Genomic DNA, 13283 nt, shown 5'->3' on the forward strand with positions numbered 1-13283 from the left:
TTAAATACCATATTTGCAAATATTTACATACAATATTTTAGCTACCCTAAAATAAGGCTCGTGTAACAACGTTCAAAATCTCAAGGTTCAACCATGAATTAACATTCTCTGGAAGGACATATTTTTGCAATTTACGTACGCTTATCCTGTTAAAAGGTTTTAACTTCACTACCTTTTATATATCCAATTTTATAGTCGAAATGGTATAGAAAGTGTCATGAAAATAAGTCATATACAAACAAGTAAAACATAACAATAAAATTTGTAAACTAGATAATTACAGTATTGTTTCTAATTAAAAATTTAATTCTATATATTGACATGTCATTAATTATGACTTATCATTGTGTATAGAATAAACCAAAATTTAAATTTGATTTCAAAAAAAGGAAAAGGAGGAATTTTTGCTTATGCCAGCTACGGAAAGAATGCCTGTAGGAAGTGTTATATCATTTGCAGGAGAAATTAAATCTGAAATGGTTAACAGATTGTATAGAATGGGGTGGCTTATCTGTGACGGAAGTAAATTAAAAATTGCTGAATATCCGGATCTTTTTGAGGCTATCGGAAAAGCACACGGAGGCGATAATACTTACTTTTATCTGCCTGATATGCAAAGCAAATTTATACGAGGAGTTAACGGAGATGCTGTTAATGAGTCAGGAAAGTTGATGGATCCTGATGCAGCTCAAAGGACATTTGCTAAAGCCGGAGGGAATATAGGCAATAATGTAGGTTCATATCAGGATTTTGCAACAGGACTTCCTAAAGTTAGTTTTACTACTAATGAAGAAGGTGAACACACACACTATTTGCCTCACTTGCCTGATGGTTCTCACAAAGCATATGCTGGAAGTATAGGCAGAGACGGTGGAAAAAAGGCTGGTAGCGATACCATAACAGGCGAATCCGGTGCTCACTCACATACTATTGTTGCTGGAGGAGACCCTGAAACACGTCCAAGAAATATGAATCTGTATTTCTTAATTAAATACAGTAAAGATAGCAAATAATTCTAAAAAATAGGAGGAAGAAATATGCCATTAAAATTTCCCGTAGGTATTGTTATACCTTTTGCTGGACCATTAAAAGAAGATCAGTTAAAATCTTCTGGTTGGCTTCCTTGTGATGGAAGAATGTTAGATAAAAAAAACTATTTAGAACTGTTTAATGTAATAGGAACAAAATATGGAGGAGATGGTATTCCTAACTTCTATATACCTGACCTTCGTGGAAGATTTGTACGTGCAACCGACCATGGAAGGGGATTTGACCCTGATGCAAAGCAGCGTAAAGCGGCAAGGTCAGGAGGAGTGACAGGAGATAATACAGGCTCTGTTCAGGATTATGCAACAGCCAAGCCAAAGAATGATTTTATAACAAGCGATAGCGGTGAGCATAGTCACTCAGTGGATCATCTGCCTACAGACTACTGGAATGCTGCAGCTGCCATAACCGATAATGAAGGAGCCAACTTCCCGAGCAAGACATCTGAATCAGGTAAAGCTGGACTACATACACATACTATCATAAGCGGCGGTGACAGTGAAACCAGACCTGCAAACCTGTATATGCATTGGATTATAAAATTTACTTCTAGTGATTACGATGAAGCGATGCTATTGCCGGCAGGTTCCATAGTATCCTTTGCAGGAGATGCCATAAATCAGAAAGATAACCTTATTGCCAATGGCTGGCTGCCATGTATAGGCGGTTCTTATGATGTTAGTAAATATCCTGAACTTTATGAAAATATATGTAATATATACGGAGGAGATGAAAAGAAGTTTAGTGTACCGGATCTTAGAGGTTTATTTGTAAGAGGTGTAAATTCAAATACATCAGACACACCCGGTGTGCATGGAGCAACAAGAATAGGACAAATAGAGGATTGCTTAACTGCTCTTCCAAAAACTGAAAAATTTACGTTATCAACAGACGGAAAACATACTCATAGTGCTCCTAATCTGCCGAAGGATAAATATATAGAAAATTATTGTGCAGGCCACCAAGTTGCTAATTTCCCATCAGGTCAAGTAACCGGTAAACAAGGAAATCATAAACATAGTATCATTGGCGGTGATTCTGAGACACGTCCAGTAAATATTTGCTTGGATTATATTATAAAAACCAGCAATGTATAAACTTGATAAATTCAAGTTAAGAATAGTCCTCGTGTGATATATTAATATACATAGAAAAAGCATGGATTGGTAAAATTACCGATTCATGCTTTTTTATAGAAATTAAATACTTCTTATTACAGACTCCAATAACCCCGGAAATCTTGCGTTTAATTCATCATACCTTAAGGACATAAACCTTTGTTTACCCTCAATTCGCACATTTATTATGCCGGATTCCCTTAAAACCTTAAAGTGATGGGAAAGGGCAGATTTGGTAAGTTCTATATTGCAGCATGCACATGTGGTTTCCTTCTGGTTGGCAAGATTTTTAATAATCTGAAGCCGGATAGGGTCACCAAGGGCATTTAAAACAGTAGATAAACACATTTGTTCTGCCGTAGGATGAAATAGTTCCCGCAAGTTTCTGACCTCCTGTATTATTCTAATATACTATTGAATTATACCACAGGCTGTGATATATTTAAATAGTTCAATTATATTTGAACTATTTAACATTAGTAAACTTTAAATTTTAGAATATAATAATAAGTATCTTTTACAGTTTGCTAATTTATGTAGGGAGGTAAGTATTGTGAAATTGCTGAGTGAACCCTTAAGTGCTGGAAATCTGAAATTAAGCAACAGATTGGTTATGCCGCCCATGGCTACTGCAAAGTCTGAAGATGACGGAAAAGCTAGCCGTAAAATTATTGAATATTACGATGAAAAGTCAAAGGGAGGCCATATAGGTCTTGTTATTATTGAACACAGTTATATAAGCAAGGAAGGCAAGGCTAGTAGTAATCAGTTGTCCATAGCTGATGACAGTGTAATAGAAAATCTAAAAAAATTATCGGATGTAATCCACAAAAATGGCTCAAAGGCTATAATGCAGATTAATCATGCAGGAAGTGCAACTTCTGACAAAATAACAGGATTAAGTCCTGTAGGTCCTTCTGCAGTATCACATCCGAGAAATCCCAATGTTGTTCCCAAAGAGCTTGCCATAGAAGGAATAAATGGTATAATCAGTTCATTTGCAAGTGCTGCTAAAAGGGTTAAAGAAGCAGGATTTGACGGTGTTGAGATACATTCAGCTCACGGATACCTTCTGAATCAGTTTTTCTCACCAATAAGTAATAAGCGTTCCGATGAATATGGCGGAAATGTTTTAAACAGAATAAAAATACACCTGCAGGTAATAGATGCTGTAAAAAAAGCAGTAGGAGAGGACTTTACAGTTTTACTGAGACTTGGGGCATCCGATTATATGGAGGGTGGCACCACAATAGAGGACAGCATTATAGCAGCTCGTGAATTTCAAAAGGTAGGGGTGGCGGCTTTAGATATTTCAGGGGGCTTCTGCGGATATGTTAAGCCAGATGCAAATGAGGAAGGTTACTTCTGGCCTTTGACAAAAGCAATCAAGGAACAGGTTTCCATTCCTGTCATACTTACAGGAGGAATCACTGAGGCAGAGTCGGCAGAAAAGCTTTTGGCCGACGGAAAAGCTGATTTGATAGGAGTAGGTAGAGCAATTTTGAGTGATTCTGATTGGGCTGCCCGTGCGATGGGTATATAAATTGAGACTAATAAATTAATTCTGTAAGGAGGTGATAATATGATAACTAAGGACTGGTCAATAACTGATATAGTTGAGAAATATCCTAAAACTGCAGAAATATTGATGAACCACGGAATGCACTGTTTTGGATGTATGGCAGCAAGATTTGAAAACATAGAACAGGGTGCCATGGCTCACGGTATAAATGTAGATGAATTAATAAAAGAGCTTAACGAGGCAATAAAAGAATAAGCTTAAATAAGAGTAGCAGAAGATAAAAATAAGCATAATTACCTAAGTATAAAAATTACTTTCGGTTATTACGCTTATTTTTTTATCTTACTATATAAAGAATATTATTACGAAATAAATAATAAGCAGAACCAACCCCAATGGAAGCCCGATTTTTGCCCATTCTCGACTCTTAATACTAAGTTTCCCTGCGGATATAATATTGGGAATATTTCCAGGAATAAGCATTCCGCCGCTTAGCAGCAGTCCCATGAGAATCGCCTGAATCTGTTTAGTACTCATGGCTGGGCTTACTTCGGCAGCTGCAAGTGTTGCATTGTCCAGTACAGCAGAAGATATATTTATCCAGTATAATAACATACTGGGCAAGTGAATGACATATGTGTTTATAAGAGGCTTAAATCCGGAACCCAACAGTTCTAATGCGATTATAAATAAGAATATTTTTATGGCACGAACAAACACTGCTTTTTTACTTTCCAATTCCAATATTCCTTCATTTTCATCCTTCCAGCTGTTTTCTCCTTCAATTTCCCTTAGATTTGCTTTATGCATCATTTTTGCAGCCACAGCTCCAAGTGTCGCCATAACAAGGACCCCAGGAATAACATATATGCCTATGTTCCTGAAAAGATAAGTAAAATCAGCTTTTAAAGAGGAAACTACTATAGTCGCAAGAGGCTCTCCGATAGGAGTAAGGGCTGAACCCAAACCAATTGCAAAACAGGATATTACGGTTAGCTTTACCTTCTGGCTGTGCTTGAATGGTAGTACGTGCACTATCTCGACAAGTATCAAAGCGGCAATTATAGCTGTAATTAGACTGGAAATTAGGCCTAAAACTATTATTAGCAAAAAAACAAAAATACCTATAGGTAAACGCTCTGTGGCATATCCTACAAATTTCTTGATTTTGCCTACTGAAATCCTGAAAATAAATCCGGCTACCAGTACAGCACCAGTTATAAAATAAAGTAGATAGTTTTCAAATATGTGAAGCAGTAGACCACTAGAGAGTGTACCTGAAATTAATGTTGCTGCAATTCCCATAACAAGCAAAAAGTACTCCAGATTATGTTCTATGGGCTTAAATACAAAGGGTAGTATTAATATTAATGCTAGTACAATCAAAAGTCCGATAATCATTCAAATCCTCCCAAAATTCTTTTTATTTCATAAAATTAGCTAAAACTAGTACGACTCCAATTGCTACCACGACATAGCAAATTACCATTATAAGATGCTTTTTTATATTATTCATTAGAGACACCTCCTTTACACAAAACATAACTGGGAAACTTTCAAATATCCGGAAGTAATTTATGCTACGAGAATTGTATTTTTCAAAATGAGAACGCAAAAAAGGCGAAAAACTCGTAAGCATACGAGCTTCCCACCCCAGAAGCCTAAAACTCTTGAAAACGGAAGTTATCCGTTCAACCGAAAAGAACTTTATAAACTTATGGTTATTATAACATGGTGAAAAAGATTGCACAATATTTTTATGGAGCTGAGGAATAGAAACAAGAGGATTTATAGAAAATAAACTAATAAATGTCAGGTTTTTACTTAAAAAACCAGAAAGCCATTGATATATTTAACGGTGTAAAGTAAGCATTTTGAGGATATGAACTGATATAGGTGCATTTTAGCAGGTCGACTAATTAGTCGAACATGAGCTGCATGATTTGCTGAAGTACGTTGACTAAAATGCTAAGAAAATTTATAAAGAAATAAACAAGAGGTGCTGGAATAATATAAAATCCGTGCACCTCTTGTTATTAATGTTGCTGCGGCTGCTGTGAATTAGGATTTTGAAAACTTGCAGGCTGTGGGTTATCGGCATTAAAGAACTGATTGCCCGGAGTTGAAAGGTTAAAGTAAAGTTTTGAATCCTTTGTGATTCCCCAATCTTTAAGCGAGCCTGTATCCTGAATTTTGTTAAAGGCTTCTCTGAACATAGTGTTATGAGCTTCCTCACGGTTTAAAAGAAAATCTATGGTACGTCTTACACCTTTATCTGTTATCTGTCTGTAGAGATATTCATAAACTACCTTGGCACGTTGCTCTGCTGCAATGTTTGATAGAATATCAGCAGGAAGGTCTCCTGTTTCGTTGACATAAGCAGCTGTCCACAACTGTCCTGAAGCATTGCTTAGCATTGGTGTAAGTCCAGTTAAAACATGGGCTTCTATGTTACCAACAGTAGCATTTTTAGCATCAAGAACATGGCCGTTTAGTAAATTTATTGTTTGTGCAACCATTTCCATATGGCCCAATTCTTCTGCGGCGATATCCAGAAACAAGTCCTTTATCTCTGGATCCTTTATTCTGAAACTCTGTGAAAGATATTGCAAAGCGGCTTTGAGTTCACCCTGAGGGCCCCCCAACTGTTCCTGGAGCATTGCAGCATAGTTAGGATTTGGGCCATCTACCTGAACATCTTGTAAAAGTGCTTTATCATGTTTAAACATAATGTTATCTCCTTTTTTTTAATTATTTGGTATTAGAATTTGTAGTATTATATAAAATATTCTTCAATTATTTTATATAATATTAATTGTTTTCGTGGGTAAAGATAGTTTAATTAATAAACGATGATGATATGATTGAAAAAAGGTGGAGTTAAAAAGGACGATATGGTGAGAAGTTACAGTAACCAATCAAATTAAACTCACATATATTGGATTTATAAATATATATAAGTGAGTGATTTGCTTTGAGAATTCATGTTGTTAAACCAGGTGAAAGTATATATTCAATTGCGCAGCAATACAGGGTTTCACCGCAAAAAATAATATCTGATAATGAACTGACCAACCCGGGACAGCTGGTTATAGGACAAACTTTGGTTATATTGGAGGGAACCAGACGACATGTTGTAGCACCTGGTGAATCAGTTTATTCAATAGCAAGGTCCTATAAAATAAGTATTAATGAATTGCTGGCAGCCAATCCTCAGATTTCTGTCTCATCACAAATACAGCCTGGAATGGTTATTACAATACCTCCGGTAACCTATGATTACGGGCCTATGGAAGTTAACGGCTATGCTTTTCCTAATATTGATATGAATGTATTAAGAAAAACTTTGCCCAATCTGACTTACCTTAGTATTTTTAGTTATCAGGTAAGTCTTGACGGAAATCTTAAGTCCATACCCGATGAACCGCTTATTGAGGCTGCAAGAGCTGCTAGAGTAGCCCCGCTTATGGTTATAACAAACATAAAAGAAGGTGGAGGTTTTGACAGCGATATTGCACATTCAATACTTACAAACGAGACAGCACAGACAAATCTTATTAATAACGTTACCAGAATTTTAAGACAGAAGAATTATTTTGGTTTGGATATTGATTTTGAGTATATATATCCATATGACAGAGAGAGTTACAATAACTTCCTGAGACGGGTGGTAAGAACTCTTAGACCTCTTGGTTATACCATTACTACGGCACTAGCTCCTAAGATATCAGCTACTCAGCAGGGAAAATTGTATGAGGCTCATGATTATCCTGTTCACGGAGCATTGGTTGACCATGTTATACTTATGACTTACGAGTGGGGATTCACATATAGTGCACCAATGGCAGTATCTCCTATAACCGGGGTAAAACGTGTTCTTGATTATGCTGTAACAGTTATACCAAGAAGAAAGATATTCATGGGAATGTCGAATTACGGTTATGACTGGACATTACCATATACTCCGGGAACTGCTGCAAGAACTGTTACTAACGTAGGCGCAGTGGACCTTGCCAGAAGAGAAGGGGCTGAAATCCAGTTTGATGAAGTATCTCAGGCACCTTTCTTCTATTACTATGCAGATGACGGAAAGCAGCATGTAGTATGGTTTGAAGATGCCAGAAGTATATTTGCCAGACTGACTCTTGCTCATGAATACAGACTAGGTGGAGTAAGTTACTGGACAATAAACCGCTACTTCCCACAGAATTGGTTGGTTTTAAGCTCTATTTTTAATATAAGAAAGTTACTCTAATATATTTATAGTCTTTCTGCTGCTACTTATGAACATAGCGACTGCAGCCACACAATACGCATATTTATGCGGATTGTGTGGCTGCAGTCGCTTTATTTGTAGATTAATTTACGTCATATGTCAACGGGCTGTTGGGATATATCTTATGTAAACATTTGGTGTGTTTACTATTTAACAATTTGATTGATTATTCTTAATCAATTTGATAAAATAATGTAGAAATATGTAGAAATATGTAGAACAAATAAGGAAAATTTAGTAAGCAAAGAGGGGGAGCCAATTGAAAAGCAAAATACTTATTATTGGAGCAGGCTATGCGGGAATACTTACTGCTAAGAAACTGGCTAAGAAATTTAAGAAAAATGATGATGTTACCATTACTATAATTGATAAAAATCCATTTCATACAATGCTCACCGAGCTGCACGAGGTAGCTGCAAATCGTGTTGATGAAGATAGTATCAAAATCAGTTTGAGTAAGGTATTTGCAGGAAGAAAGGTTAATGTCGTACTGGATACCGTAGAATCCATTGATTTTGAAAATAATAAAGTTACCGGAAACTGCGGCACATATGAATATGAATATCTTGTACTGGCAGCAGGTTCAAAACCGACATATTTTGGTGTACCCGGTGCTGAAGAATTTTCCCATAAACTTTGGTCATTCGATGATGCTGTTAACTTAAGAGAACATATTCATAGCTGCTTCAGAAAGGCTGCTACAGAAACGAATCCTGAAAAGAAAAAGAGACTTCTGACTTTTCATGTGGTAGGAGCAGGCTTTACAGGAGTTGAAATGGTAGGAGAACTTGCAGAATATGTTCCTATCCTATGTGAAAAATATGAAATAGACAGAAAAGACGTAAGTATATACAACGTTGACGTATTAACACGTACAGTTCCAAACTTGCCTGAAAAGCTTTCAAATAAGGTAGAAAACCGCTTGAAGAAAATGGGCGTTACCATGATGCTTAATAATGGCGTTGTAGGAGTCGGAGAGGACTTTATTGAAACAAAAAATGGGGACAAGGTTACAAGACATGCTGCTGGAACAGTTATATGGGCGGCGGGTATAGAAAGCTCAGATATTACAAACGAGGCTGCAAAAACTCTTCAATCTGCTGCAAGAGGTCGTATAAAGCTTGACTCATACCTGCGTTCACTTGATAACGACCATGTATACGTAGTTGGAGACAATATGCTCTATACAGCTGAAGGAGAGGAAAGACCTGTTCCCCAGATGGTAGAGAACTGTGAGCAAAGTGCAGCAGTTGCAGCAAAGAACATTTACAGTGCAATAACAGGTAAAGGCGAAATGACAGTTTACAAGCCTTCCTTCCATGGAATGATGGTATGTATAGGTGGAAGGTATGGTGTAGCAAGAGTTGGATTTCCGAATTTTATGTTCAATTTACCGTCCTTTCTTGCAATGTTTGCAAAACATTTTATAAATATTATTTATTTTATACAGGTACTTGGCTGGAACAAAATATTCAGCTATGTAAAACATGAATTCTTTACTATAAGAAATTGCAGAAGCTTTGTTGGGGGACATTTCTCTAACAGAACTCCAAGCTTTTTGCTTGTGGCTCTCAGAATATGGCTTGGAGCAGTTTGGCTCTTTGAAGGTGTTATGAAGATTGTTGAGGGGTGGTTTGATAAGCCTCATTTGAAAGCATTCTTTGGAGGAGCTAATGGATGGTATGACAGTATTTTAAAGGGTGCGGTAGAAGGGACAAGTGGTGCAACTGGTGAATCAGCAAAGGCAGTTGCAGAAGCAGTTTCCTCGGCGACAGTCGCAGGAGGCGGAGAAGCAGTAACAGAAGGAATTAGTAAGATAGGAACTACAATAATTAACTTCGATTTCTTAAGCCTGTTTCGTATTATATTTGTTAGCGGTAAGGAACTTGCAGAGTCTGCATTGAGTGATTTTGCATTTAGACTTGATATACCTTTAATGAATACTTTTGTTAATAAAGTTATACTTGCAAATGATTCTATTCAAATGTTTATGCAGATTTCAATAGTAATAGCTGAAATCTTAATAGGTCTTGCGTTGATAGGTGGCTTGTTCACCACACCGGCTTCAGCAGTATCACTTATATTGCAGTTTATGTTTGTGTGTACAACAGGCTTGTATTTAGGAACCTTCTGGATGATTTTTGCTGGAATTGCCGTATTAATTGGTGCTGGAAGAACCTTCGGACTTGATTATTATGTAATGCCGTTTTTGAAAAGACAGTGGAAAAAGCTGCCTATCGTAAAAAAATGGTATATATATAACGATTAATGTTAAGTATGTTTAAAAACATTATCTGCTAATAAGGGGGTGACATGGTGATTGGCAGATTCTTGAACTATGTTGAAATAAAGACTAAGATAACCAGTACATTTGCATTTCTTATTACAATGGCTTATTTATTCTATATAGGAAGTCCTGTTGACTGGCGGCTTACGTTGATATTTTTTGCATCAATGTTCATATTTGATATGACTACTACTGCAATAAATAACTATATAGATTCAAAGACCAATCATCAGTCACTTGGATTTAAAAGAAAAATTGCTCTGGCTATAATATTTGTCATGCTGGGTATAAGTACTGCACTGGGGTTATATCTTGCGTATCTCAGCGATGTGGTAGTACTGCTTATAGGCGCTGTTTGCTTCATGTGTGGTATTCTGTATACTTTCGGGCCTATACCAATATCAAGGCAGCCTTTGGGAGAGATTTTTTCAGGCTTATTTTATGGTTTGCTTATACCTTTTATACTTCTGTATATTAACCTTCCTGAGGATACTCTTTTGAAACTAAGCTTGAACTTTACAGCTATAAATCTGCAATTAAACATTATGCCTTTATTTACAGTAGTGCTGCTTTCAGTACCACCAGTATGTACTACAGCAAATATAATGCTGGCAAATAATATATGTGACCTTGAAAGGGATATTACGGTAAAGAGATTTACACTGCCCTACTATTTGGGTAAAAGAAAATCAGTTTATCTGTTTGCTGGGTTATATTATTTGGGGTATCTGGATATCATACTCATGGTTGTGCTAGGCAAGTTACCCTGGGTATGCCTACTTTCACTAGCAACTGTATATCCGGTACAGAAAAACATCAACCAGTTTTTCAAGGTACAGGATAAAGCAAAAACCTTTATTGTTTCCATAAAAAATTATGTACTTATAATGGGTGCTCTATCATTGATGATTTTTATAGGAGGATTGTCATTCTAAGGGTAATAAAGGAGTTAATATGAAATTTGCTAAAAAGTCCGACATCTTAGTAATATTAATAATTCTAATATCCGGAGGAGTCTTGTGGGCTGTGTATAACAACTCCTTTTCAAAAAAAACAGCAAAAGCAGAAATATATTATAAATCTCAACTAATTGAAACCATTGATTTGGATAAGGGCAAGGATAAAACCTTCAGTATACCCCAGAGTGACCATGTAGTATTTCATCTTACAGCCGATGGCAGGATACGCTTTGAAGATTCGGACTGCCCAGATAAGATTTGCATAAAGACAGGGTGGCTTGACAAAGTGGGGCAGACTGCTGCATGCCTTCCCAATGAGGTTTTTCTTAAAATAGTACCCAAAAATAACAACCGCAGTGATGATGATATAGATATGATAATAGGAAAATAGAAAGGTCAATTGCTAATGAACAATTCAAGGAACAGTATGACAAAAACTAAACAACTGGTTCTTACTGCACTACTTTTTGCTGTTGCCTTGGTACTTTCTGTAGTTGAGAATTCATTTCCGCCCATATCCGCGGGAATTCCCGGTATAAAGCTGGGACTATCAAACATTGCTGTTATGTTTGCATTATTCTTTCTATACAAAAGACAAGCTTTTACAATTGCTATTTTAAAGGCACTGTTTGTATTGTCTACAAGAGGCCCCATAGCTGGCTTACTTAGTTTTGGCGGAGGAGTTTTGTCCATATTTATAATGGCACTGCTGGTATTTGTTTTTAAGGATAGAGTTTCTTATCTGATTCTAAGTATATTTGGCTCAGTATCTCATAATGTGGGTCAGTTTATTATAATATCAATTCTATATACAAACATGTATCTTTGGGTTTATCTGCCTGTGCTTTTAGTTGCAGGAGTAATCGCAGGGATAGCAACGTCTACCTTACTTAGGTTTATTTTGCCGGCTCTTAAAAAGCTGGTTTAAATAAAAACATATACAATTATATAGGAGGACTACTTATGAAAAAAATTATTTCGCTAGTAATGAGTTCTGTTCTGGCAATATCACTGCTTGCTGGCTGTGGCTCATCATCCGAAACAAGTAATTCAACAAATTCCGCTACATCTACTTCCGCAAGCAGTTCAACTGCAGCTGTAAGCAGTGAAGCAAATGGAGATGCAGTTAAAACAGGACTTGCTGTTATTTCTTCAATAGCAAAATCCACAGATGCAGGAAAAGAAGACGGTGTTGCACAGGTTGATTCAACTGTTGTTGCAGTTACAGTGGATAAAGATGGAAAAATAGTTAAGTGTGCAATTGATGCAGCACAAACAAAGATTAATTTTTCAGCAGCAGGTAAAATTACTACTGATTTGAAAAAAGAATTCAAGTCAAAGCAGGAATTGAAAACTGATTATGGTATGAATAAAGCATCCAAAATAGGAAAAGAATGGAATGAACAGGCAGACGCTTTTGCAAACTATGTTGTAGGCAAAACAGTTGCTGAAATAAAGGGAATAGCTGTAAATGAAGAAGGTGTTCCATCAGATAAAGAACTTTCCGCTTCAGTTTCAATACACATTGCAGACTTCACTGCCGCAATTGAAAAGGCTGTTAACAATGCCAAAGATCTTGGTGCAAAAGCTGGAGACAAGCTTGGCCTTGGTGTTACTACAAGCATAAGCAAGTCAACTGATGCAGGCGAAAAAGACGGAGTAGCACAGGCTTACTCAAACTACACAGCTACAACTTTTGATGTAAACGGTAAAGTAACAAGTTGTGTTATTGATGCTTCACAGTCAAACGTAAACTTCTCAAAGGATGGAAAAATTACTTCAGATTTGAAAGCTCCTTTAAAGACTAAAATAGAACTTGGTGCTGATTATGGTCTTGCTAAGGCTTCAAAAATCAAAAAAGAATGGTTTGAGCAAACTGAAGCTCTTGCAAAATATGTTACAGGAAAAACAGTTGATGAAATTAAAGGTATTGCTGTAAATGAAGAAGGAGTACCATCACAGGCTGAATTAACAAGCTCTGTAACAATCCACATTGGCGATTATCAGGCTGTTATAGCTAAGGCAGCTGCTAATGCTAAATAATTGATTGAATTAAAACGAACTATCCACAAAT

General features: G+C 36.6%; 13 protein-coding genes and 1 other annotated feature. Of the genes, 10 read left to right on the forward strand and 3 right to left on the reverse strand.

Annotation, left to right across the window (positions count from 1 at the left end; genetic code table 11):
* Positions 1–410 precede the first annotated feature (410 nt).
* Positions 411–1013, forward strand: a complete 603-nt coding sequence (locus tag K412_RS0112150; RefSeq protein ID WP_024833361.1) for a phage tail protein — start codon at positions 411–413, stop codon at positions 1011–1013.
* A gap of 24 nt (positions 1014–1037) precedes the next feature.
* Positions 1038–2144: a phage tail protein gene (locus K412_RS0112155; protein ID WP_024833362.1), complete on the forward strand. Its 1107-nt coding sequence runs from the start codon at positions 1038–1040 to the stop codon at positions 2142–2144.
* 102 nt (positions 2145–2246) lie between these two features.
* Here the strand turns inward: K412_RS0112155 and K412_RS0112160 are convergent, their stop codons facing one another.
* Positions 2247–2546, reverse strand: coding sequence for an ArsR/SmtB family transcription factor (locus K412_RS0112160; RefSeq protein WP_024833363.1), 300 nt, complete (start codon positions 2544–2546; stop codon positions 2247–2249).
* A gap of 172 nt (positions 2547–2718) precedes the next feature.
* On the opposite strand from K412_RS0112160, the gene K412_RS0112165 reads away from it, so the two are divergent.
* Positions 2719–3708, forward strand: a complete 990-nt coding sequence (locus K412_RS0112165; RefSeq protein ID WP_024833364.1) for an NADH:flavin oxidoreductase — start codon at positions 2719–2721, stop codon at positions 3706–3708.
* Between the two features lie 39 nt (positions 3709–3747).
* Positions 3748–3942 carry a DUF1858 domain-containing protein gene (locus K412_RS0112170; protein WP_014314487.1) on the forward strand — a complete coding sequence of 65 codons (195 nt, stop codon included), beginning with the start codon at positions 3748–3750 and terminating at the stop codon, positions 3940–3942.
* 90 nt (positions 3943–4032) lie between these two features.
* Here the strand turns inward: K412_RS0112170 and K412_RS0112175 are convergent, their stop codons facing one another.
* Positions 4033–5088: a DUF1646 family protein gene (locus K412_RS0112175; protein ID WP_024833365.1), complete on the reverse strand. Its 1056-nt coding sequence runs from the start codon at positions 5086–5088 to the stop codon at positions 4033–4035.
* 241 nt (positions 5089–5329) lie between these two features.
* Positions 5330–5384, reverse strand: a sequence feature (sodium ion sensor (DUF1646 type); this cis-regulatory element may regulate processes involved in with the transportation of sodium ions).
* 339 nt (positions 5385–5723) lie between these two features.
* Positions 5724–6416 (reverse strand): manganese catalase family protein, encoded by a 693-nt coding sequence (locus K412_RS0112185; RefSeq protein WP_024833366.1) that lies wholly within the window; start codon positions 6414–6416, stop codon positions 5724–5726.
* 245 nt (positions 6417–6661) lie between these two features.
* Here K412_RS0112185 and K412_RS0112190 point away from each other — a divergent pair, with 245 nt between their 5' ends.
* The 6 genes from K412_RS0112190 (at position 6662) to K412_RS0112215 (ending at position 13252) form a co-directional block, all read left to right on the forward strand.
* Entirely contained in the window at positions 6662–7942 is a 1281-nt protein-coding gene (locus K412_RS0112190) for a LysM peptidoglycan-binding domain-containing protein (RefSeq protein WP_024833367.1), read from the forward strand.
* A 280-nt stretch (positions 7943–8222) separates the two neighbouring features.
* Positions 8223–10232, forward strand: coding sequence for an NAD(P)/FAD-dependent oxidoreductase (locus K412_RS0112195; RefSeq protein ID WP_024833368.1), 2010 nt, complete (start codon positions 8223–8225; stop codon positions 10230–10232).
* A gap of 44 nt (positions 10233–10276) precedes the next feature.
* On the forward strand, positions 10277–11185 hold the full coding sequence (locus K412_RS0112200) for a UbiA family prenyltransferase (RefSeq protein ID WP_340139727.1): 909 nt from the start codon (positions 10277–10279) through the stop codon (positions 11183–11185).
* A 19-nt stretch (positions 11186–11204) separates the two neighbouring features.
* Complete coding sequence (locus tag K412_RS0112205) at positions 11205–11600, forward strand: NusG domain II-containing protein (protein WP_024833370.1); 396 nt, start codon at positions 11205–11207, stop codon at positions 11598–11600.
* A 15-nt stretch (positions 11601–11615) separates the two neighbouring features.
* Positions 11616–12137 carry a Gx transporter family protein gene (locus K412_RS0112210; RefSeq protein ID WP_024833371.1) on the forward strand — a complete coding sequence of 174 codons (522 nt, stop codon included), beginning with the start codon at positions 11616–11618 and terminating at the stop codon, positions 12135–12137.
* A gap of 35 nt (positions 12138–12172) precedes the next feature.
* Positions 12173–13252: a hypothetical protein gene (locus K412_RS0112215; protein ID WP_024833372.1), complete on the forward strand. Its 1080-nt coding sequence runs from the start codon at positions 12173–12175 to the stop codon at positions 13250–13252.
* Positions 13253–13283 lie beyond the last annotated feature (31 nt).

This window comes from Ruminiclostridium josui JCM 17888, from assembly GCF_000526495.1.
Taxonomy (GTDB): domain Bacteria; phylum Bacillota; class Clostridia; order Acetivibrionales; family DSM-1351; genus Ruminiclostridium; species Ruminiclostridium josui.

Bases quoted from the DNA above. Each gene is read 5' to 3' on its own strand.
- K412_RS0112150 (WP_024833361.1), top strand. From the start codon at position 411: ATGCCAGCTACGGAAAGAATGCCTGTAGGAAGTGTTATATCATTTGCA.
- K412_RS0112155 (WP_024833362.1), top strand. From the start codon at position 1,038: ATGCCATTAAAATTTCCCGTAGGTATTGTTATACCTTTTGCTGGACCA.
- K412_RS0112170 (WP_014314487.1), top strand. From the start codon at position 3,748: ATGATAACTAAGGACTGGTCAATAACTGATATAGTTGAGAAATATCCT.
- K412_RS0112175 (WP_024833365.1), bottom strand. From the start codon at position 5,088: ATGATTATCGGACTTTTGATTGTACTAGCATTAATATTAATACTACCC.
- K412_RS0112185 (WP_024833366.1), bottom strand. From the start codon at position 6,416: ATGTTTAAACATGATAAAGCACTTTTACAAGATGTTCAGGTAGATGGC.
- K412_RS0112200 (WP_340139727.1), top strand. From the start codon at position 10,277: ATGGTGATTGGCAGATTCTTGAACTATGTTGAAATAAAGACTAAGATA.
- K412_RS0112205 (WP_024833370.1), top strand. From the start codon at position 11,205: ATGAAATTTGCTAAAAAGTCCGACATCTTAGTAATATTAATAATTCTA.
- K412_RS0112210 (WP_024833371.1), top strand. From the start codon at position 11,616: ATGAACAATTCAAGGAACAGTATGACAAAAACTAAACAACTGGTTCTT.
- K412_RS0112215 (WP_024833372.1), top strand. From the start codon at position 12,173: ATGAAAAAAATTATTTCGCTAGTAATGAGTTCTGTTCTGGCAATATCA.